This window comes from Butyrivibrio sp. WCD3002 (genome assembly GCF_000424265.1).
GTDB lineage: Bacteria > Bacillota > Clostridia > Lachnospirales > Lachnospiraceae > Butyrivibrio.
Map to the genome: position 1 here is coordinate 243,941 of NZ_AUJO01000003.1, position 23,203 is coordinate 267,143.

The window sequence follows — 23,203 nt, forward strand, 5'->3', positions numbered from 1 at the left end:
AAAAAGAATATAGTTTTACCTACATCTATATTATCGGTAAGCGTGTTTAGATACTTTAGTATAAAAAAGAACTTCGCCCATAATTTATTTAATGAGCGAAGTTCGTTATTATAATTCAAGTTCCTGTTTTTTCATGCTGACGCGGGACCCGGGTTCGATTGAATATGTGATGAAAGCATTGGAGCCTACCACACTGTCGTGACCAATCACGGTCTCACCGCCAAGTATTGAAGCACCAGCATAAATCGTTACATTATCCTCGATGGTGGGGTGTCTCTTTGCTCCCTTAAGGGACTGACCACCTCTTGTGGAAAGCGCACCTATGGTAACACCCTGATAGATTTTTACATGCTCTCCGATGATCGAGGTTTCACCAACAACTATGCCTGTACCATGATCGATCATGAAATATTTTCCAATGGTTGCACCGGGATGAATGTCGATTCCCGTCTTTGAATGAGCATACTCTGTCATGATCCTAGGAATAAGCGGAACCTCCAGAAGATAAAGCTCATGGGCCATTCTGTTAATGGTACTTGCCAGTAGTCCCGGATATGAAAGTATTATTTCCTCCTTGCTGTAAGCAGCAGGATCGCCATCATAGGATGCCTGCAGATCTGTATCAACAAGCTCTCTTATATGTGGGATTTTCTTGAAAAACTCAAGGGTTATGCATCTTGCGCCGCAGCTAAGTGTGTCGTCTGTTGCATTCTCATAGTCTTTAGCATGTCTGAAGGCAATGGCAATCTGCTTCTGAAGATTGTAGATGACATCTTCAATGATGATACCCATTCTGTTGTTATCGCTATAGCTCCTGTAGACCTTATCCCTATAATATCCCGGGAAAAGAATACGAAGAAGCTTATTAACAATATCGATTACCGCATCTCTGTCAGGCTGATTAAAAACATCAATCTGATCCACATCTCTGCCCTTTTTATAGTCATCCAGAATAAGTCCAACTATGTTCTCTATTTCATTCCTTAAATTCTGGTTTTCCACTATATCCATTTCTTCCTCCTGCCTGCGTATCAACCTAGCGTGTCTTAACCTTTATCACATCTGACTTTTTGCCATATACATAAGTATCGTGAGATATTCTGTATGGCACGACGTAATAGTAATACTTCTTTTTAGAAGATAACTTTTTATCAGTATACGTCAGTTTGTCCTGTTTGCCGATACGTTTTATAAATTTGTACCCTGTTTTTTTCTTTTCGGAGCGATATATTTCGTAGCCCTGCGCGCCCACAGATCTAGTAAAAGAAAGCGTTACCTTCTTCTTTGCAGGCTCTGCAGCCACTATCTGCGATTTTGTCGGAGGATAATCCTTATATTTTACAAGTATGGGCTTAAGTGCCTTTTTATAGCTTGAAAGATCCTCAGATGCTATCTCCATATCTACCTTAAGAGTGGCACTCTGAGTCTTGGTATAATCGGAATCCTCTGTGGTATTGGCAAACTCCTGAACCCAGTAATGAACACCGTTTACCTTGACGTGACCTATGGCACAGACATTGTAATCCTTGTTAAGCATGTTTCTTCTATGTCCCTGCCCTATATACTTGTTGTCATTTTCCTGAAAAGCAGCAAAGGCAGCCTTCGCCGTCTTAAAACCGTAGGCAATGTTTTCACCGGCTGCTGTGTATACGTAACCGGCTTCGTCCAGAGCAGAAAAGCAGTTTCCGCCATTTGGTCTCTCATGTGAAAAATTTACTGCAACCTCGGCAGCTCTTGTCATGGCTATTTTTTCAAGAGCATAGTCATAGGACAGTCTGCTTAGTCCTGATATATACACCTTTGTGGTATTGGTGGCATTCCACGCCCATGCATCAGGACCTCGTCTGAAATCATTTATCATCTTAAGCATTTCTCTGGCGCTTTTTTGCTTATAGGCCACCTTCACCCTGGCAAGAGTGATATTTACCCTGTTAAAGGTTTTAGGTGCGGATTCCTTTGAAAGAATTGTTCCGTTAAAGGCCTGAACCATGTAGGTGTACAGTCCTCCATCCTTCATGGTGTCGTTATCCTTATAGGAAAGTGTCCCTGCCGGAACGGTGGCAAGAAGTGTCCAGGGCTGCGTGGATCTGGTCCTTCTGTAGACATTATAGCCTTCAGCATTTTCAGCTTCGCTCCACCTTATGATCATACCGTCATATTTGTTGTCACAGCCCTTTATTACAGGCTGAGAAACCTTTATTTCATTTTCCTTTGCATGCACCACAAGTGCCGCCTTATTTTCTGAAAAAATCATGCTGCCACAATCAGAACAACAAAAAGTGCCCAGCATGGCTGTCAGAATAACAGCTGATAAAAACCTTTTCTCTCCCCTACTCTTTTTCATATCGGCTCCTCAATTATCTGATAATTGTTCTTATTACTATATCATATTATAAGCACCAAAGCGAAAGAGATAATAAAATAGGATTCTACAAAAAAACCTTGAATCCATTTCTGAATTCAAGGTCTAGTAGTCGGAGTGGCGGGACTCGAACTCGCGGCCTCTACCTCCCTAAGATAGCGCGCTAACCTACTGCGCTACACCCCGGCGACAAATGGTATATTACCACGCCACGAGAACAAAAGCAACCATTAATTTTATTTTTTTTATTTTTTCTCAAAAATATTTCTTTTAATGTTAGAATAAATCTCATGGAAAACGATACAAATACTACTAAACACTTAAATATTGGCATATATGCACACGTTGATGCAGGTAAGACAACCTTGTCCGAAGCGCTGCTTTTTACCTCCGGAGCCATAAGAAAATCCGGCAGGGTAGATCACGGCAATACCTTCCTTGACACCTATTCTCTGGAAAGGAGCCGTGGTATCACAATTTTTTCAAAGCAGGCTGAGCTGACCTTACAGGGCGGAACAAGGGTGACTCTTTTGGATACTCCCGGGCATGCGGATTTTACAGCTGAAACTGAGCGCACAATGAAGGTTCTGGATGTGGCAATTCTTATAATAAGCGCAGCAGACGGCGTCACATCACAGGTATCCCTGCTCTGGAGACTTTTGTCCCACTATCAGGTTCCTGCCTTTATTTTCGTAAATAAAATGGATCAGACAGGGACTGATAGGAGCCGCGTATATGAGGACATAAGAAAAAGATTATCCTCCCATGCACTGGACTTTTCAGGGGATTTAAGCCCTGATGATTTTCAGGAGGAGCTGGCTCTTTGCGATGACGAGCTTCTTGCGGAATACCTTGAGAGCGGTCGCCATGTTACGGATGAAGAAATATCAAAGCTTATCGCAGACAGAAAGCTTTTCCCCTGTGTCTTTGGCTCTGCCCTAAAAATGGAGGGTGTAGCTGAGCTTACAGAGCTGATTGAAAGGTATGCTACGGAGCCTGAATACGGCAAAGAGTTTGGAGCAAGGGTATATAAGATTTCAAGAGACAATCTTGGTGCCAGAATCACCTGGATGAAAATTACGGGGGGTTCTCTTCATCCAAGAGATATGATCTTTGATGAAAAAATAGACCAGATAAGGGTTTATTCAGGAGAAAAATATGAGCTTCTTCAGGAAGCCACCGGCGGCAGAATTGTAGCTGTCACCGGGCTTTCCAAAACCCGTGCAGGTCAGGGCCTTGGAAATCTCCTTGGAGAAACTGCAGAGCTTTTGCAGCCTATTCTTTCCACTACGATTCTGCTGCCTGAGGATGCCGACAAATTCACAGTTTACAACAATCTCCTTACTCTTTCTGAGGAGGAGCCGCTTTTATCCGTCCACAAAAATGAGCAGACAGGCGACATATCTGTTCAGATTATGGGCGAGGTTCAGATGGAGGTGTTAAAGCACCTTTGCAAGGAACGCTTTGATATCGACATAGACTTTGGTCCTGAAACCATCGTCTATAAAGAGACCATAAGAAATGCCGTTGAAGGTGTGGGACATTTTGAGCCTCTCCGCCACTATGCAGAGGTGCATCTTTTGCTGTCCCCTGCCGAGCCCGGCAGCGGCCTCGTTTTTGATACAGACTGCAAAACAGATATCCTTGCAAGAAACTGGCAAAACCTCATTATTTCAAATCTTGAGCAATTAAATATAAGGGGAGTCCTCACCGGCTCAGATATTACCGATATGCGTATAACCGTAATCGGCGGCCGTGCCCATGATAAGCACACTGAAGGCGGCGATTTCAGGGAAGCTACACTCCGTGCCGTACGTCAGGGTCTTATGATGACTGACAGTATTCTTTTGGAGCCTGTATATGACTATGAAATTGAAGTTCCGGGGGACTGTGTCGGAAGAGTTTTAAGTGATATGAGCAGAATGAATGGCACCAGCAATCCTCCCGAAGTAAAGGAGGATGGTACTTCTGTAATAACAGGCACTGTTCCTGCTTCTGAGCTCTCGGGATATTCAGCTTCGCTTATCTCCTTCACCCACGGACAGGGAAGAATTTCACTTAACCTTCGTGGTTACGAGCCCTGCCATAATGCAGAGGAGATCATAGCAGCAGCTGATTACGATCCGGACCGCGACATAGAGCAGCCGACAGGCAGTGTATTTTGCTCACACGGCGCAGGAACGCTTATTCCCTGGGATGAAGTACGAAATCATATGCATGTGGATACAGGCTGGTCAGAGGCCTCATCAGACTCAGATAATGGCATTAACCTGAATGCCCCTGAAACGGACCTTTCACTTTACGGCGATGAGCTTAAGAGCTTCCGCTCATCCGATATTAAATCCGCAGGGCAGGAGCTATCCTACGAGGAAAGGGAGAAAAGCTACAGCGCCACCATAAAGGAGCTTGATCAGATTTTCGAGCGAACCTACGGTAAGGTTAAACCTCGCTATGACGCCAAGGCAGATGAGGAGCGAAAAAGAAAGGCCGCAAATAAAGCTCCCGAGAAAAAGTACAAGGCAAAAAACGAGTATTCTCCCGAGAACTCTTATCTTCTGGTTGATGGCTACAATATTATTTATGCCAATAACGAGCTGAGAAATTTAGCAGAGCATGACATAAAGTCTGCCCGGGATAAGCTGATGGATATTTTGTCCAATTTTCAGGGTTATAGAAGAGAAAATGTGATTCTAGTATTTGATGCCTACAGAGTGCCCGGCGGAACTGAGCATGTGATTAAATACCACAATCTTGATGTTGTTTTCACAAGGGAAGCTGAGACTGCCGACCAATACATAGAGAGAACGGCTCATGAATACAGTAAAAAAAGCCGCGTAACAGTAGCGACTTCAGATGCAATAGAACAGGTAATTATTTATGGCGCAGGTGCCATCCGCATGTCCGCTAACGATTTCTGGCTTGAAGTAGACAGAACCGAAGCGGAAATACGCGATAAGCTTTAACCCATATTATGAGTTGTGCTGTGCAAGGTAATCATTGAGAGCATCTGTGATCTCATCACCATCGATGCCATGTACTGCACAAGCCTCTGCAAGAGACTCCATCTGTGAAGCGGGGCAATGGATACAACCCATTCCACACTCCATAAGGAACTGTGCTGCAAGAGGGTGCTTTGTAATGATCTCTCCAACGAGCATGCTTGAATTAATGATGTCCTGATTTACTGTTTCGCTCATTTTGTCCTCCTATGTCAATAAAAACTATAAATTACATTTTATACACTCGATTTAAGTGTGATAGAATTTTAACCCGAAAAATATATAAATACAAGTCCTATTAATCGAAGACAATGATATGAGTTTCCTATAACGTAAAAGAGACTACTTTTTTGTAGTCTCTTTATTCTATGCTTTCTTCACTTATTGTGGCTGATCCTATTGAATTGTTAAGCGAAGGTCTTTTCATAGCGGTCATGATTACCAAACGAAGGTTACTGCGTTTGCAACATCCTGGGATATGGTGTTGTCCTTAACCAGCTGCTTAAGCCAATTCTCAAGATCATCTGCCTTGTGGTTGGTTTCAACAAAGTGTATGCTCTTTCCATTTACATCTTTTGCAAGAAACAATTCGTACATATACATTAGCTTTTCCTCCGTTATATATCATTATTTGTTTCATGCTATCGGCCGTTTTGCATGTAATTTGTTTGTTCACTTTTATTATCGTGCCGATATTAAATTTACTTTAGAGGAAAATCAAATGTATTTAACTTTCATTTTTCCGCATAAATACTGAAAATTTCATGCGTTTTATCTTATCAGCTGAACCTCGTAGGTAACCTCAAATTTCTCCGAAATCTCCTGTTTTTTCCAGCTATCAAGCACTCTTTCAAGTACCATCTCGCAGTACAGGGCTTCCGCTTCAAGAAGTATGAGTTCTACCTTGTCCTTGCCGTTTAATGTGACAACATCACTGTTTCTGAGAGAAGCACATAAACTGTCAGCAAATTTAGAAACCGCATCTCCGAGCTTTTTAGCACCTTTCTTGGACGTAATAGTGAAGATAATAAAACGGTTCTCCTTTTGATAATTCTGGCCCACTCTTGTAAGAAATCTGTATATTGTCTTAAATTCGCCTGCAGGAACCTTGTAGGCACCCTTGCCCATACTGCTCTCGCCAAGAACCTGCATCTCCTGTTCAATATTTGAAACAGGAACTCCCTTACCGTTCTTATCCTTCTTATCCTCAACATAGAGATTATAGCCGTGCTTACCCTCCTGCTTAGCAGCAGTCAGAGCCTTATCTGCCTTTCTGTAAAGTGTAAGAAAATCCGTGCCCTCTGCAGGAGCCATAACCGCACCAACGGAGACGCCAAAGGAAATATTCAGATCCTCTCCCACGAACTCTCTGGCTGACTTTAAAAGTTCTTCGTTCATGAACCTTACTTTTCCTGCGATGATCTCTTCATCCGTCACATTCTGGCAAAAGGCTATAAACTCATCTCCGCCCATTCTGCCTGCAATGTCATTATTTCTTACGGCCGCTCTTACAATCTCTGCAAAACGGATAAGAATCTTATCGCCCATATTGTGACTGTAGTTATCATTTATGAGCTTGAAATTGTCTATATCTATCATCATGAGGGTGCCCTTTACCTCCTGGCACATATCCCCGATTTCAAGCTGTGATGAAGCCTTATTATACAGTCCGGTCATCGGATCTGTTTCTGTAGGAACTCTGTTACCCTTTACCTTTTTTACTCTGGCAAAGACCTCTTCAACTTTATCCGCGAGAACATCCGCTCTGAAGGGCTTTCTGACAAGATTAACACTCTTAGCATCAAAGCCCTTTATTTCCTTCTCTTCGTCCTCAGAAGCCGTCATGAAAATTGCAGGGATACGTTCCGCATACTGATGCTGCAAAGTGCTTAAAAGCTCAAATCCGGACATTTCCGGCATATGGAGGTTTGTCAGTATCATGTCCGGTCTTTCCGCCTTATAAATCCGGATAGCATCCTTTCCTGATGTTGCACAGAAAGTCTCGTAGTCCAAATCAAGAATATGCTTGCTCATTCCAAGGGTAATCTTCTCATCATCAACAATAAGTATTTTTTTCATATAGAACCTCTTTGTGGGTTGTCCCCTCACCTGAAAAAATACAACAATCTGCTTTGTGCACTATCTTTAAGGCACCCCTTGGCACCTTTTTACAACATTATACGAAATAAAATAAAAAAAAGCTTAAATATCCGAAGATTTTAAGCTTTTTTTATCATTTATTTATTTGCTTGTAGTTGAAGGCGTTATCCTGAAAAAGTGACACAGCTTTCCTGTAAGCTTCTTGTTTCTGAGCTTAACATGAGAGGTGTCGGAAAGGTTGGTATAACCTTCCACAAAGCCCTGATTCCAGTCCGTCATCTTCTCGTAATTATTTATATGAGTACCGCATACTCCGATACACAGGTCGGTATAACCTGTCGGCACAGTAACTGTATAGGTCTTAGCATAGGATACGTAGTAATTGTATGTACTACTGCCTATTTTAGCTTTCTGAGGCTTGTATCTCTTCCACTCATTTTCTTCCTGAACTACAACCTCCTGATAATTCAGTCCCTTTTCGCCGTCTGTTTCGACACTCTTTAGGTTTTCACCTGTCTTGAAATCGACGATGCAGATGTCCACATAATCAATAAATTCGTTACCGACAGTCAGTCCACTACTAATTCTTGTCATAAACTTTTGGGCAACCTTCCTATTTATTTTACTTGGCATCTGGATCTGAATAGTGATCTTATAGTTTCCGCCGCCGGAACCACCACCGCCGCCACTCTTACCGCCTGTGGAGAACTTGGTGATCTTGGCATAGAGCTTTTGATATTTACTTGTACCCGGAAGCTTGGTGTAAAAAGAGGTCCAGTTTCCCTTTTTCAGGTCGACCTTAACACCGTGCCTTCTCAGATCATTGAAGGCTGCTTCTGATGATATTGGCATAGAAGAAAATGAAATCGAAAAGATAAGTGCAATTGCAAGAAGTACTCTGAGTATTCTCTTCATAATTATTTCCCCCGTAAGACAATAGTTTCATTTATTATATCGGCAGATTCAAATAATAAATTAGACTAAAGAATCTCAAACTTCCAATATCCCAAACCTCTAAAACATCAAACCTCCAAAATCTCGGCAAGAATATCCTGTCTTCTGTCTCTTAGAAGCAAAAGCTTATTAAATTTATAATATTCCTCAGAGCCCTCATTCTGAATGAATTTAAGGCTGTAGTGACCGCCATCAAGCCTTGTAAGGAAAAGAACAAGCTCCTGCTCCTGACCATATACACTCTCAAGGAAAACAAAGGCATTCTTAAGATGAGCCGATGTAACACCCGCAGCCTTTCTTCTTGCCTGCTCTCTATTTGAAAACCATTCCTTAATAATCTTCTTGGAGTCATCTCTGTTGACGCTGCCGGCCTTAGTCAGCTCGCCACATAACTCAGTAAGAGCCTTCGATGTCTGTACAAGCACAATCTCGGATTCCTTATCCATGAGATGCTCACCGGCCTTTTTCGCAACTTCATCCTCCAGCTCACGGGTTCTCTCAGAGAGCTTCTCCAAAATAGATTTACTCTCATCCCCTGCGATTTCTTTAATCTCACCCTGAAGCTTTTTCTGAATTCCAAGGTCTCTGTCATAGTCGACAAATTCCTGGGTAAGTCTGTCCATAAGAAGGTTAAGGATACTAAGCTTTTCATCGAAGGGAGCCTTCTTAAGCTTATCCTTCTCAGCAGGAATTGTTCCCTCAAGGATATCCGCTATGTTATATACATCCTCATATTTTCTGTAAAGAGCATAGTACATGGCAAAGTCGCGGGATATCTCAGGCTCCTGCAGATACTGCTTTGTGACATTCTCATCCACATCTATTCCAAGCTTCTCGTATGTTCTTATCAGCTGTGAAAGGTCCTCCCATCCACGGGCTGTAACAAAACGCTTTCCGTCAATATCGCTCTTTATTCTGTAGAAATTGTCCTTATGGATATCAAGATAAGCCCTGATAGAGCCATGAACACCGGTAACATCCGCATATTCGAAAAAGGCTTCAAGATCCTCTTCTATGTCGATTCGCTTTACACGGTCAAGTGTTACTATATCGAAATCCCTTACAGCCTTGTTGTACTGAGGCGGGTTACCAGCAGTTACGATAATGAATCCATCGGGAACCTTGTGGGCACCAAAGGTCTTATACTGAAGGAACTGCAACATGGTAGGAACCAGAGTCTCAGATACGCAGTTTATCTCATCAAGGAAAAGGATGCCCTCCTCAACACCTGTCTGGGCGATCCTGTCATAGACAGATGCAATGATCTCACTCATGGTGTACTCGGTAACAGATACCTCTTTTCCGCCATATTCCTTTTTTGAAACGAAAGGAAGTCCGATAGCACTCTGCCTTGTGTGGTGCGTAATTGTATATGAAACAAGATTCACGGAAAGCTCCTCCGCAACCTGCTCCATAATGGCAGTTTTACCGATACCCGGAGGCCCTATAAGAAGTATTGGTCTCTGCTTCTGAATAGGAATCAGGTAATTCCCCATCTCATCCTTTTCTCTGTATGCTCTTATTGTGTTTATTATCTCTTTTTTGGCGTCTTTGATGTTCATGTACTTTTTCCTTTGTTTTAAATTTCTATACCCATATAGCTGCTGATATATAACATCAGTCCCTGCTAAATATACAGCATAATAGCCCATTCAGGCATCTTATCCGAACCGTTCTGCTTATCCTCAGGAAAAACAAACGCAGTGTCATAATCTGTGGGTTCTTCCGGATAATCTCCAAAACCGTCCGTAAAATACATAAGTCCGCGCAGATTTTTTAACTGCCCCTTTTTCCTAAGGTCCCTTACATACTCAAACACAGGTCTAAAGTCTGTTCCATAGCCACCGGAAACCTCAAAATGTTCTGCATAATGCTCCATCTCCTCCGGCTTGTGGATCACTATATCCTTTTGAATCCTGTTGTCACACTCTATTATATGAACATGTATCTCTCTGAAAAAGTTATCACTGCTTCTGAGTATCCCTGCTGTCTCATTAAGAAAGGTCTGCACCAGCTCATCAGAGCAGGATGCAGATGTATCAATTGCAATGACAAATTCATCCACCTTATGAGTCTCGCTGTATTCATTCTCCTCTATGAGAGGCATATTGCCATATAGCTCCATACCATAATTATACAGCCCGTAATCAAAGCTGTCGGGATCTATTCGTATCTCTTCCCTTACCACCGCTATCTGCTTAAGAAACTCCGTATAATAGACCTTCTCGGCAGTCTCAGCCTTCAGATAGAAGGAAAGGCCTCCGCTCTCGCTGCTCTTATCATCACCGATACTGGCCAGATCACTCTTTATGCGCTTAGCAGTATTCTTCCAGAATTCTTCAAGCTCCTGCTTATTGGCTTTCCTCATTCGAAGCTGCATCTGCATATCGATGTCAGGCTTATCCTTACTGTCACTGTCATCCTCTTTATCTTCGAGTCTGTCCCAAAAACCGTGATCATCTAATTTGAATTCACGACAAAGCCTGTCGAATTCACGCTCCTCCAGTGCCGTCTCGGGATTCTTTTCCAGCTCCTCAAGATATCTGCATATCCTCTCGGCTGTAAGAACCTGTACATCACTTTTTAGTCTGTCGTACCATCTGTCACGAAGATCTGAGCTGACTCTGTATATGCACCTGTAATCCATGGAATCAAGGATATTCTCAACAGCGATATCGCAGGCAAGATTCCACAGTTCCCCGTTTTCAAACTCATAGCTTCTGTACATGTGTCTGAACATACAGTGAAGAAGCATGTGCAGATAGGTTCTGTTAAGCTTCGATGGCTCCTCCACATAGGTTCTTCTGACATAGTCAGGATTATAAAGAACACTCTCCGCATCGGTTCCAACTGTTGTTGTGGACAGCTCAGCCCTTTGCTCAAGCACAGACAGAGCGGGAGCCATAAACTTCATATCAAGCAACAGCTCTGTTTTAACAGCGCTCCATATTTTATTTCCAATTGTTTCAAGTTCTGCTTTTTTCATATATCCAGCTCTAAAAAGTTATCCTGCTTCTCATTGCCGCTCTGATACTCCATCAGCATGCTTACAAGCTCTGTTCTGTCAAACTCTGCTGCCTCTGCGATTATAGCAGAAGTATCACCATCCGGTATAAGCTTCTCATTTATATAATAACTGACCAGATCGGTCACAACTCCGCTAAGCTCTGAATTGGTATCTGTAACACCTTTGCCCTTATTACCCAGTGATCTGACAGCCCTTATCAGATTCTTTTTAGCATTTTTAAACAGCCAGTCCCTGTACTGAGTCTTAGCATCCTCTGCAAGTTCATAGGGATATTGAAGACGTGACACGGCTATCATTTCAGCGATGACACTATCGTCAGCAGATACCTTTGTAAAGAAGCTGTCATACTCTCTGAAGTTGATATTATCTGACTTAACGCACTCGCGATAGGCATAGCCTGTTCCCTCTATGGCAAACTGGATAGTCCTTGCCATTGTGTTCTCCACAAAGTCATAATTGAATCCGGGGAATACAAGAACCGCTTCGCCATCAGAAAGATGCAGTCTGAATCTAAGCCTTCTGTCATTGTCTTCAAGAATTCTTCTGACCACGTAATAATTCTCATGCTCAAGAGTCACATCTATCTCTTCAAGGCTCTCACACTGTCTGGTACTGCCATCCAGATATTCATTAACTGAATCAGTCAGCTGAATTCTTCTTAGCCTGCCACAGTTATGAAAAGCAAACCCCAGGATAGTATGTACGGAAGAAGGTATAATAACCTCCTCCAAATCCTTCCTTGAAGAAAAGGCATGATTTCCAATGATTTTCACAGGGAGGCTGACAGAAGCTTTTCCATCATTGGACTGAACTTCCTCTGCAGAAGCTTCGCCATTTACATCTGACTCCAAAACCTCAATCGAATCCGGTATCACCAGCTGTCTGCAGGGTTCATCCAGCCCCTTTAACACTATGTATTTTGCATGAGAGTCATTTCTCTCACATTCTACTTCATACTTATATTTCATTCTATCGGTCCGCAAACTGAATCTACATATTCAGCTATATCATTAAAATCTATCTGTAACTTACCCTCATACACACCTATAGGTATATTATCATCAAATCCATAAATAGTGATGTCATCATCGTCATTCTCATCAAAGCTATAGACTATGACATTCTTTTTTCTCGGATCTACAAGCCAGAATTCTTTAACTCCGGCGTATTTATACTTCTTGGCCTTGATGAATCTGTCCTTCCGAGATGTTGAAGGCGAAAGTATCTCCACAACAAAATCGGGATTACCGTAAATTCTTTTCTCAGTAACCTTATCCGGATCACAGACTATGAAAACATCCGGCTGAAGTATGGTCTTATCATCCTTATCCAGCTGAACATCTGCCGGTGCCATAAAAGGAATGCACCTACCCTTATTCCCTCTGATAAAATTCCGGATCTGCGCATACAACTCGCCTATTATCAGCTGATGTCTCATGGATGGCGACTCCAAATAGTAAAAATATCCATCTATAAGTTCTACCCGAACATCATCAGGAAGCATTTCGTAATCCTCAAGGCTATATTCACCCTGCCTCTTACCATTAAAATGTTCCAAATCCACCTTCTTACCACCGCCAAATATAAATGCCGGTTCCTCGCAAAGCATTCCGCCTCGTCCTTCATCCGATATGGAAAACTGAGGTGATACGCCATTTGCAGAAGGCGCCAGCACCCTCTGAAGCATAACAAGGGTGTCGTGTCTGGGGGATTTAGTCTCTCCGTTAAATATCTTCTGAATAGTACCAAGCGGAACTCCTGATTTCTCGGATAACTGCTTATATGAATAGCCAAGCTCACGCTTTCTATCTCTCATCTCATCTATGGTCAACTCGGTTACCTCCATATGAACTCACAAAACCACCCGCGAATTATTAGTTAACGGTTATATTTCGGGTAATTTGCATGATAACATAAAAATAACCGAATTACAACCTTTTATTTAAAACGGTTATAATTCGGTTATACATCCATTTTATTGGATTGTATGCTCATATATGGCACATTGTCAGTCGGTTATTATGTCAGCCATAAAGAGCCTATCCGGAGGTTCCGGTAATAGGTGAATTATAGTTACTGTGCACATCTAAAGGTGCAAGAAGCAACGAATTATGAAAGTACCATAGCGTCGTTTACTTCATCATTTCCTGCTTCTTCAAACTTCTGAAGAAGATCAGCAACCTTGAGGTTCTTCTTTTCCTCGCCTGATACATCGTAAATGATCTTTCCTTCGCTCATCATGATAAGTCTGTTGCCGTGAGCGATGGCATCCTTCATATTATGAGTAACCATAAGGGCTGTAAGATTATGCTCCTTAATAATGTTCTCAGAAATCTCAAGTACCTTCTTGGCTGTCTTGGGGTCAAGGGCTGCTGTGTGCTCATCAAGAAGAAGCAGATCAGGCTTTTTAAGAGATGCCATAAGAAGAGTTACAGCCTGTCTCTGTCCACCTGAAAGAAGTCCTACCTTACTTGTAAGTCTGTCCTCAAGACCAAGATCAAGAGATTTTAAAAGCTCTTTATACTGAGCTCTCTCGCTGTTGTTGATACCGCTCTTTAATCCTCTGCTCTGTCCTCGTCTTGCAGCAAGAGCAAGGTTCTCCTCAATCTGCATTGTTGCTGCTGTTCCCATCATAGGATCCTGAAAAACACGACCAATGTACTTCGCTCTCTTATATTCAGGAAGCTTTGTTATATCATGTCCGTTGAGTACGATGGAACCTTCATCGATAGGCCAAACGCCTGCAACAGCATTAAGGATAGTTGATTTTCCCGCACCGTTACCACCGATGACTGTTACAAAATCACCGTCATTAAGAGTAAGGTTTACGCCGTTAAGAGCGGTCCTTTCGTTGATTGTACCTTTATTGAAAATTTTAACTAAGTTCTTAATCTCTAACATATCTTATCCACTCCTTATCTCTGCTTAACCTTGATTCCAAGATATCCCTGAATAGCAGGAATTCCAAGGAATACAGCAACAAGTACTGCACTGAGAAGCTTAAGGTATGTTGAAGGAAGACCAAGCTGAAGTACTACGGCGATTACGATATAGTAGATGATGGCACCCACTACGGAAACGCCCATACGTACTGCAAAGTTGTGTCTTGAACCGAAAATAACCTCGCCGATAATAACAGCTGCCAGACCGATTACGATAGCACCACGACCTGCATTGACATCGGCGTTACCCTGATACTGTGCATAGAGGCCGCCTGCAAAAGCAGTAAGTCCGTTACTTACAATAAGTCCAATTCTGATACATCTTCCTGTGTTAATACCCTGGGCTCTTGCCATGTTCTGGTTACAACCTGTTGCACGAATGGCAGATCCAATCTCACTTCCAAAGAACATATAGAGAAGGAAGATAATGATTCCCACGATGATAACACTCATCAGAATTGAGTAATTGATAAATCTGAGACTTACAATAAGCGCATACTGGTCAACGCTGATTGCCTGGTTCGATTTTCCCATAATAGCCAGGTTCACAGAATAAAGACCCAGCTGTGTAAGGATACCTGACAGGATCGGAGGTATTCTGAGCATTGTGTGCAGAAGACCTGTAACATAGCCTGCCACCATTCCTGCAAGGAATGAACACAGAAGTGATACATATACGTTGTGGCCTGAGAGCATCATCATTACGCATGTTGCTCCGCCTGTGCAGAATGAACCGTCAACTGTCATATCCGCATAATCAAGGACTTTAAAAGTAAGAAAAACACTGATAGCCAGAATTCCCCAAATAAGTCCCTGTGCCACGGAACCCGGCAGTGCATGTAATAGTGAAACCATGTTACTCACCCATCTCTATTGCTACAAGACCCTCAAGAAGGCTCTGATCAAACTCGATTGCTTCAGCTGTCTCAGGGTTGTACTCGTTTGTGATACCCTCTGAAACATACTCGATAGGCATCTCTGCAGGGTTCTTACCGTTTACAAGAATCTCGTAAGCCTGCTTACCTGCTGTTACGCCAAGATCGTAGTAGCTGATTGAAAGTGTAGCAAGACCGCCGTTCTTACACATGTTCTCCTCACCGCAGATGATGGGAAGCTTTGCAGGCCATGCTGCATTCTTTACGATTGACATGTTATCAGCGATTGTGTTGTCTGTAGGAATGTAGAGACAGTCGCTGTTAGCAATAGCATTTGTTACAACTGACTGAATCTCGTTTGAATCAGCAACTGTGTACTCCTTGTAACCAATGCCTGCTGCGTCAAGTGCAGCTGCTGCAAGGTCAACCTGGAACTTTGAGTTTGCTTCTGATGAGCAGTAAAGGATACCAACCTGCTTTGCATCGGGAACGAGCTTCTGAAGAAGTGCGATCTGCTCATCAACGGGAGCAAGGTCAGAAGCACCTGTTACGTTTGTTCCGGGTGCATTGTTATCGTTGATAACACCTGCTGACTTATAGTCTGTGATTGATGTTCCAACTACCGGAATATCACCTGTAGCTGCTGCAACTGCCTGAAGTGCAGGAGTAGCATTAGCCATGATAAGGTCATCCTTGTCATTTACGAACTTTGTTGCGATGGTAGCGCAGTTAGCCTGCTCACCCTGTGCATTCTGATAATCGAATTCTACTGAATATCCATCAGCCTCAAGTGCTGCCTGAAGTCCTTCTTCAAAGCCCTTGGTAGCAGCATCAAGTGCGGGATGCTCAACGAGCTGAATTACACCAACGTGGAATGTTTTGCCTGCTTCAGCCTGTGCTGCATCAGCGCTCTCCTCTGCAGCTTCCTCTGTACTCTCCTCAGCAGCAGCTGTCTCAGTAGCTGCCTCTGTCTTAGTCTCCTCAGTAGCTGTAGTGTTGCCACCAGCTGTGCGGGCACAACCTGCAAGGCTGAAAATCATTGCGCCGCTAAGAACTGCGGCAAGAATCTTCTTTTTCATATCTGTCCTCCTCGAATAATGATACACGCCTCAAAACCAGCAATCATGTGGCTTTGCATAGCATGTTCAAGTAAAATGTTTTTCTTTGACGCTTTAAACCGTCAAAGTGAATATTTATTATAATATCTCAAACCTTTGATTTGGTCAACAAAAAGCAGTGATTTTTATCACTGCTTTTTAAAAATACTATTTCTTATTTTCTCAACCCCTTCTGTAGGTTCTGAAGGTGTAGGTTGTATCAAAATATGCCTGCTCGTCGCTCTCTTCTGCAAGCTCCCACTCAGGATCTTCGTCGAGGTTGGTGAAGAATCGGTCTGCCTCAAAGGTGCGGTCAATCTTGGTAACAATGCAGGTATCACACATGGGAAGAAGCTGCTCGTAAACATTGGCTCCGCCTATGCAATACACGATGTCTGTATCATACTCTGCAATTGCCTCCTTAAGCTCATCCAGATTGTGAACCACTGTGGCATTTTTTACCACGTAGTCAGGATTAGTTGAAAGGATAATGTTTTTCCTGCCTTCAAGGGGCTGCTGTCCCGGGAAAGTTTCAAGGGTCTTTCTTCCATATACAAGGACCTTGCCCATGGTCTCTGCCCTGAAATTCTTCATATCATTGGGAATTCTGATAAGGAGCTGTCCCTTGTTGCCGATTCCCCAGTGCTCATCTGCCGATAAAATAATTTTCATATATTCCTCCGGGTTATTATTCTGTCTTTTATTTTGATGATACTCAGAATTGCTGCGCTGTTCCAGCTCCCGCAATTCTACCAACATCATCATATCGCTATCGGAATATCTTTTATCTGATCTCCTGCTACCTCGTAGTTCTCAAGAGATACGTCATTCCTTGTGAATTCATAAAAATCATGAACATCAGGGTTAAGCCTGAAGGTTGGTGCCGGCTTGGGTGTGCGACTTATAAGCTCTTTTATGAGATCCACGTGTCTGTCATAGATATGTGCATCTGCAATTACATGAACAAGCTCACCCACATTCATATCACATACCTGTGCAAGCATGTGAACAAGAACAGAATACTGAACAACATTCCAGTTATTTGCGGCAAGAACATCCTGTGAGCGCTGGTTAAGAACAGCATTAAGAGTGAGTCTGTCCTCTCCCTTTTTCTGAGTTACATTGAAGGTCATGCTGTAGGCACAGGGATACAGATTCATCTCTGAAAGATCCTGGTGCACATACATGTTAGTCATGATTCGTCTGCTGAAGGGATTGTTCTTAAGGTCATAGATAACTCTGTCAACCTGGTCAAACATGCCTTCCTTATACTGATGCTTTATGCCCATCTGATAGCCGTAAGCTTTTCCGATGGAGCCGGTCTCATCAGCCCACTCATCCCACACATGACTGTGTAGATCGTGAATGTTGTTGGACTTTTGCTGCCATATCCACAGCATCTCATCCGTTGCACTTTTAAGGGCAGTCTTCCTCAGTGTCATTATCGGGAATTCCTCTGCCAGGTTATAGCGATTAACTACGCCAAACTTTTTGATAGTATATGCAGGGGTTCCATCCTCCCAGTGGGGACGAACCTTTTCTCCTTCGGTACTTGTACCGTTTTCAAGGATATCCTTGCACATATTTATGAAAATCTCATCAGCTTTACTCATGTATCTCCTCCGGGTAAAACATTATAATGTAAAAATTTATCGATATAGTTATCCTACAGTATATTTTGCTCCGGAAACAGACTTGTTTTTAAGAAGCTTTTTGTTTTTCTTGTTAAGGGCCTTTGTGGGACTCTTAAACTTAGCCTTATTGTAAATTCTTGTAAACGCGCCTTTTCCGACCTTTTTAAGGTTTGTGGATCTGATTGTAATATTCTTAAGTCCTGTGCAATTATCAAAAGCGTTTGCTCCGATATTTGTCACATTCGGACCAATATCTACTGTTGTAATTTTCTTGTTTCCTGCAAATGCCTTACTTGCGATAGCGGTAACTCTGTAGCTTGTGCCCTTAATTGTTACGTTTGATGCGATAGTTACCTTCTTTGCGGCCTTTTTTTTATCTGCAAAGCCAAGCACTGTAACTGTACCTGTTCCATCGCCTTTAACCTTTGTGATCTTGTACTTAAGGCCTGAAACATCTGACTGAGCGGCCTTTTTAACAACCTCTGTGTGGTAAACCTTATCTGAATAGATGCATTTTGTTACAGAATAAGAATCCTCAAATACAGAACGATATGTCTGCAAACATCCCAGTCGGATTCTTACACTCTTGGCAGGGTAGCCAAGCGCAACCAAGTCACTGTCACTACCAGATATTGAACAAGATTTTAATCCTCCATTACCCAGATATTTAATTCTAGTGGAATTACCTGAAAAGAGTTCTAACTGAAATCCATCAAAAGACTTGAGTGAATCGTATTTATTCGCTTTCTGAACATTGTTCCAACTAAAATCAAGAGTGTTGCCACTGTTTTTCATTTGAAAACCATCTGCAGGTAGGAAAGAAATATATGCTACAGATATTCTTGTTGTAATATCTATTTCGTGAGCTGGATCGCCATCATTCGAATTTACACAAACATAATAATATTCATTTTTGGCCAAACCACTTATCGGCATTAAAATGTCCGATGTTCTTACACCATTTGATGTTCTGTAATTAGCACCTGGACCTCCTGCACTAGCACTATCAACAGCACTGCCATATCGGTCAACTACCGTAACCGTTACCTGTCCATTTGAAGTTGCACTCTTAACTACAGAAGCTAAACTAAGCAGATAGATGCCTTCTTCAGAACCAGTTTTAAATTTATAATAATAATTCTGATTCTCAATAATACCCGTTTCATAATAAAATGCCTCATTTTTCATCTCGCCGGCATTCTGCTGCATTGTGTCACCGTGAATACGATAACCTTCCTCAGCCTTTACACTAAATGGCATAGCTACAATCATAGCTGCACATGCAAAGGCCATAATAATGCCTTTTCTCATACTTTTTTCTCCTCTCATAATGAAATCTGTTCATAATGCTTAGATCAATAATAAAATCCCCATTTCAGATTATCCGAAATAGCGCAAAGAACCTAAACACCATTTAGTTTACCATATCTTGAGCCAAAGTGTTAGTCCTAAAACATTTAACCCCAAAATATAGTAAGCCCCATTGTCTTACGACAATGAGGCCTGTTTTATCTACTATTTGCAGAAGATCATTCCCATTTATCACACAGAGCGATTATCTGATCTGCAAACTTTGCCTTATCCTTATTGGTCATGCCCTCGCTTCTTGCAATAATTGCAGTAAGCCTTGCACCTGCTGCCTTAAGTCTCGTAAATACATCAGATACAAGCTTTGCCTGCTTTTTAACTGCTTCCTTCGGAATGCCTTCCTTAATTATCTGACCTGAAATCAGATCAAACTCTGTTCCGCTATAGGGTGCATAGGAGCTGTATCCGTACTCATCCCTAAGACAATTGGCAAAGGATGTGCACACTCCGTCTTCGCCGTGGACTATGAATACCTTTTTCGGCCTCTCCTTAAAGCCCTGTATCCAATTTATCAGTCCGCCCTTGTCGGCATGTCCGGAAAGTCCTGTCAGCTTACATATCTCAGCCCGTACATCCACAGTTTCTCCAAAAAGCCTTACCTCATCCACACCGTCTATAATGGCGCGTCCTGTTGTTCCAACTGACTGATATCCGACAAAAAGTATGGTGGATTCTTCTCTCCATAAGTTGTGCTTAAGATGATGTCTTATTCGTCCCGCCTCACACATGCCAGATGCGGAAATGATTACCTTCGGCGTATCCTCTTCGTTTATTGCTCTTGATTCCTCTGTGGTAATTGCAAGGTTCAGCCCGGGAAAAGAGATGGGATTGATGTGATTTTTTACAAGCTCCATTGCCTCTTCGTCGTAGCATTCCATTGCATGGTCCGTGAAAACTTCAGTGGCTTCAACGGCCATAGGCGAATCCACATAAACAGGAAAATCTTCCACTGCTGTTACCAGATGCTCCTTTTTTATGGTCCTAAGGAAATAAAGCATCTCCTGAGTTCTGCCAACTGCAAATGAAGGAATTACAACATTTCCTCCTCGCGCAAAGGTCCTGTTAAGAATCTCTGTCAGCTCCTTTATATAGTCAGGGCGCTCCTCACCATGATATCTGTCACCATAGGTGGACTCCATAACCACATAGTCGGCACTGGAAGTAAGCGCAGGATCCTTGATAATAGGCTGATCATAATTACCGATATCTCCGGAAAATACAATCTTCTTATCCACATTTTTTTCCTTAAGCCACACTTCTATGCTGGCTGAGCCAAGAAGGTGGCCGATGTCGGTGAACCTTATCTGTACGCCTTCGCAGATATCGATCTTTATTCCGTAGTCGCAGGCCACGATATGGCGTAGCGTATTGTCCGCATCTTCCATGGTATAAAGGGGTTCTATCTGCTTGATATCCTTATTTCTTTTGCCCTTACGGCTTCTCCATTCAGCCTCCTGCATCTGTATATGAGCACAGTCTCTTAGCATTATGCTGCAAAGATCAGCAGTTGGTCCTGTCATATATATTTTTCCGCGAAAACCCCTGGCGTACAAAAGCGGTAAATTTCCGGAGTGATCTATATGTGCATGGGTCAAAAAAACATAGTCGATCTGCGCTTCACTAACCGGCAAATCGACATGCTCAAAGGATATCCTTCCCTGCTCCATTCCGTAGTCAACCAATATGTGTTTTCCGCAGGCCTCAATGTAATGGCAGCTTCCTGTAACTTCATGATCTGCACCGATGAATCCAAGTTTCATAGGCACCTCCTCTTCTAGCAAACTACTCTGTTTCGTCCGCCCTCTTTTGCTTTATACAGCTTCCTGTCTGCTTCCTGAAGAAGTCTTTCAAGACTCATTCCCTCAGCGTAACTGGCTGAACCGATTGAAACTGTAACGGGTATTGTCTGCCCTCTGAAAACAAAATTATGCTCCTCTATACTGCGGCAAATCCCTCCGATTGACATACAGAATGAGGGATATGGGTACTCCTCGGGATTTATCAAAATGAATTCCTCACCGCCCCATCTGCCAACAATCATCCCCTGATCTATTGCGGGCCTTAGTATCTTAGACAGTTCTTTTAATACAAAATCCCCGGCCAGGTGTCCATAGGTATCATTTACATGCTTGAAAAAGTCCACATCCATTATAGCTACGCTTAAAGGGAGCTTTCTCTCTGCCTGAGCTTTTATCTCATTTTCAAGAATTCTCTGGGTACGCTGCCTGTTGTAAAATCCTGTCATCTGGTCATATTCTGCTCTTTTCAATAGAGCTTCATTCCTGCGCCCCACGCGGCTTGTATACATTCGTGTGTAGACCATAACAGAGAAGAAACCAATAATTGAGTTAATACAGTAAATTACTCTCTGAGCAATTTCGCTTGGATGAAAATGCTTGGGAAATATGTCTTTCCATGTTAAAACAACAAGCGCAATATATGTCAGAACAAGAAGAACCGCATAAATCTGGCTTCCTCTTCGCTCTTTTTCCTGAAGAATAGGTGAAACAAATGGAACAAATATGGCACAGAAAAGCCCGAAAAGCCACTGATAAAAGCCGCACTCTCCGCCCATAAAAACAGTTGCACAAACTGCGTGTACATAAACCTCCCACAGGCAGATCCACGCTGCCACAAGCACATTACCTTTTCTGACAAAGTAATTTGCCACAGCATAAGTCAGCATGCTGAAGATATTTATGATCACCATGGGGTTATTCTTAAAGCCTATATAACATAATTCGAGCACAAAATGTATCCAGAAGAAGTTAATGACTATGCTGTTTACCACCAGCATATCCTGAAAATCACCACTTACTTCATCTTTATACACGCGCCTGATTTTGTTTTTATCAATCTCGGATTTCGTCATGAAATCATCTCCCACTCATACATTAATTTTAATTCCATGTATCAGTGTATGCAAATAAATAAACTATAAAAAGACTTAATAAACAGGCTTAGCTTTTCTGCGAAAATACAATAGCTTTGAGTTCAGGGTTGCCGAAGTGCCTACACTTTTCAGGGGGTGCAGCTTCCTATCCGAGGCATTGCCAGGCTTCCATTAAGATGTTACAGCTTCCTATCCGAGGCCATAAGAATACAGTTGCCACCTCCGGGGCATCTGACAATTCTTGTATGGGCAAAGATTGTTTTAAGACTCTCGTTTGTCATATGCGTCTCCATGGAAATGACATCATGAGCCTCGTTAATAAGATTAAGCGCATAGATGCCATTTGGTCTTAGCATAGAATAGACCTGCCTTAGCGCGTCTCTTGATAAAATTGCCTTCGAAGCAGCGCTTCCGGTATAAGCATCAAATATTACAAGATCGTAGGCTGCGAAATTGCTGTTCTGCCTGATGAATTCCAGACCGTCCTGAATCTTTATGGTCAGCCTTTTGTCAGTTGTATCAAGACCAAAGTATTCCTTTGCAAGATTTACATATCCTGCATCTACCTCCACAACTGTCATTTTTCGCTCAGGATGGTCCTTTAAAAATATCTTTGGAAATACGAAGCCTCCTCCGCCTATCAGTAAGGCGTTGTTCAGCCCTTTGTGGTGCTCTGTTATAAGCTTCAGCGTCCGCATGTATTTAAACAACGGATCCTTATCACCGTGCTCATCCAGATACATCCCGGATTCTCTTACGCCGTCATAGAGCAAAAGCCTTACTGCTCTTCCATCTTCAATTGTGTCCTTAATCTCTATGTGCCTATCCTTTGACCTGAATCTGGTTCTCGGAAACAGGAACAACATGAACTGTTCAAACAGAGTCATTTTAAGCTCCTATGATGTGTTGCCATATGTGATATGTCCACTTCTAATCTCATATTACGATTAT

At 42.5% G+C, this 23,203-nt stretch carries 20 protein-coding genes and 1 tRNA gene; 1 reads left to right on the top strand and 20 read right to left on the bottom strand.

Annotated features, from left to right (window positions below; translation table 11 throughout):
• Positions 1–108: 108 nt before the first annotated feature.
• The 3 genes from G608_RS0106455 to G608_RS0106465 all read right to left on the bottom strand — a co-directional run bounded on the left by G608_RS0106455 (position 109) and on the right by G608_RS0106465 (position 2,548).
• On the bottom strand, positions 109–1,011 hold the full coding sequence (locus G608_RS0106455; RefSeq protein WP_026495349.1) for a serine O-acetyltransferase: 903 nt from the start codon (positions 1,009–1,011) through the stop codon (positions 109–111).
• Between the two features lie 25 nt (positions 1,012–1,036).
• On the bottom strand, positions 1,037–2,344 hold the full coding sequence (locus tag G608_RS22300; RefSeq protein ID WP_051208936.1) for a CAP domain-containing protein: 1,308 nt from the start codon (positions 2,342–2,344) through the stop codon (positions 1,037–1,039).
• A 130-nt stretch (positions 2,345–2,474) separates the two neighbouring features.
• A tRNA-Pro gene (locus G608_RS0106465) sits at positions 2,475–2,548 on the bottom strand.
• A 104-nt stretch (positions 2,549–2,652) separates the two neighbouring features.
• Here G608_RS0106465 and G608_RS20190 point away from each other — a divergent pair.
• A complete protein-coding gene (locus G608_RS20190) occupies positions 2,653–5,325 on the top strand; it encodes a translation factor GTPase family protein (RefSeq protein ID WP_035794855.1) in 2,673 nt (890 codons plus the stop codon).
• A gap of 6 nt (positions 5,326–5,331) precedes the next feature.
• Here the strand turns inward: G608_RS20190 and G608_RS0106475 are convergent, their stop codons facing one another.
• The 17 genes from G608_RS0106475 to G608_RS0106555 form a co-directional block, all read right to left on the bottom strand.
• Positions 5,332–5,559 (bottom strand): DUF1858 domain-containing protein, encoded by a 228-nt coding sequence (locus tag G608_RS0106475; RefSeq protein WP_081677329.1) that lies wholly within the window; start codon positions 5,557–5,559, stop codon positions 5,332–5,334.
• A gap of 240 nt (positions 5,560–5,799) precedes the next feature.
• Positions 5,800–5,964 carry a hypothetical protein gene (locus G608_RS23190; RefSeq protein ID WP_155832692.1) on the bottom strand — a complete coding sequence of 55 codons (165 nt, stop codon included), beginning with the start codon at positions 5,962–5,964 and terminating at the stop codon, positions 5,800–5,802.
• Between the two features lie 168 nt (positions 5,965–6,132).
• The gene (locus G608_RS0106485; protein WP_026495351.1) at positions 6,133–7,440 is read right to left on the bottom strand and encodes a diguanylate cyclase response regulator; all 1,308 of its coding nucleotides are present in this window, start codon (positions 7,438–7,440) and stop codon (positions 6,133–6,135) included.
• Positions 7,441–7,602: 162 nt separating this feature from the next.
• Positions 7,603–8,376: a hypothetical protein gene (locus tag G608_RS0106490; protein WP_026495352.1), complete on the bottom strand. Its 774-nt coding sequence runs from the start codon at positions 8,374–8,376 to the stop codon at positions 7,603–7,605.
• Positions 8,377–8,483: 107 nt separating this feature from the next.
• Complete coding sequence (locus G608_RS0106495; protein ID WP_026495353.1) at positions 8,484–9,977, bottom strand: ATP-binding protein; 1,494 nt, start codon at positions 9,975–9,977, stop codon at positions 8,484–8,486.
• A gap of 65 nt (positions 9,978–10,042) precedes the next feature.
• On the bottom strand, positions 10,043–11,401 hold the full coding sequence (locus tag G608_RS0106500; RefSeq protein ID WP_026495354.1) for a vWA domain-containing protein: 1,359 nt from the start codon (positions 11,399–11,401) through the stop codon (positions 10,043–10,045).
• Positions 11,398–12,411 carry a leucine-rich repeat protein gene (locus G608_RS22305; RefSeq protein ID WP_051208938.1) on the bottom strand — a complete coding sequence of 338 codons (1,014 nt, stop codon included), beginning with the start codon at positions 12,409–12,411 and terminating at the stop codon, positions 11,398–11,400. The genes G608_RS0106500 and G608_RS22305 overlap by 4 nt, the downstream gene beginning before the upstream one ends.
• On the bottom strand, positions 12,408–13,274 hold the full coding sequence (locus G608_RS0106510; protein WP_026495355.1) for a Uma2 family endonuclease: 867 nt from the start codon (positions 13,272–13,274) through the stop codon (positions 12,408–12,410). Before G608_RS0106510 ends, G608_RS22305 begins: the two co-directional genes overlap by 4 nt.
• 278 nt (positions 13,275–13,552) lie before the next feature.
• On the bottom strand, positions 13,553–14,344 hold the full coding sequence (locus tag G608_RS0106515; protein WP_026495356.1) for an ABC transporter ATP-binding protein: 792 nt from the start codon (positions 14,342–14,344) through the stop codon (positions 13,553–13,555).
• A 14-nt stretch (positions 14,345–14,358) separates the two neighbouring features.
• On the bottom strand, positions 14,359–15,240 hold the full coding sequence (locus G608_RS0106520; RefSeq protein WP_026495357.1) for an ABC transporter permease: 882 nt from the start codon (positions 15,238–15,240) through the stop codon (positions 14,359–14,361).
• Between the two features lies 1 nt (position 15,241).
• On the bottom strand, positions 15,242–16,339 hold the full coding sequence (locus tag G608_RS0106525; protein ID WP_026495358.1) for an ABC transporter substrate-binding protein: 1,098 nt from the start codon (positions 16,337–16,339) through the stop codon (positions 15,242–15,244).
• Positions 16,340–16,540: 201 nt separating this feature from the next.
• Positions 16,541–17,029, bottom strand: a complete 489-nt coding sequence (locus tag G608_RS0106530) for a dihydrofolate reductase (protein ID WP_026495359.1) — start codon at positions 17,027–17,029, stop codon at positions 16,541–16,543.
• 89 nt (positions 17,030–17,118) lie between these two features.
• On the bottom strand, positions 17,119–17,970 hold the full coding sequence (gene thyA / locus G608_RS0106535; RefSeq protein ID WP_026495360.1) for a thymidylate synthase: 852 nt from the start codon (positions 17,968–17,970) through the stop codon (positions 17,119–17,121).
• Between the two features lie 48 nt (positions 17,971–18,018).
• Positions 18,019–19,302 carry a leucine-rich repeat protein gene (locus tag G608_RS0106540; RefSeq protein ID WP_026495361.1) on the bottom strand — a complete coding sequence of 428 codons (1,284 nt, stop codon included), beginning with the start codon at positions 19,300–19,302 and terminating at the stop codon, positions 18,019–18,021.
• A 218-nt stretch (positions 19,303–19,520) separates the two neighbouring features.
• Positions 19,521–21,119, bottom strand: coding sequence for an MBL fold metallo-hydrolase RNA specificity domain-containing protein (locus tag G608_RS0106545; protein ID WP_026495362.1), 1,599 nt, complete (start codon positions 21,117–21,119; stop codon positions 19,521–19,523).
• A 14-nt stretch (positions 21,120–21,133) separates the two neighbouring features.
• A complete protein-coding gene (locus G608_RS22310; RefSeq protein ID WP_051208940.1) occupies positions 21,134–22,231 on the bottom strand; it encodes a GGDEF domain-containing protein in 1,098 nt (365 codons plus the stop codon).
• Positions 22,232–22,431: 200 nt separating this feature from the next.
• Positions 22,432–23,139, bottom strand: coding sequence for a spermidine synthase (locus G608_RS0106555; protein WP_026495363.1), 708 nt, complete (start codon positions 23,137–23,139; stop codon positions 22,432–22,434).
• Positions 23,140–23,203 lie beyond the last annotated feature (64 nt).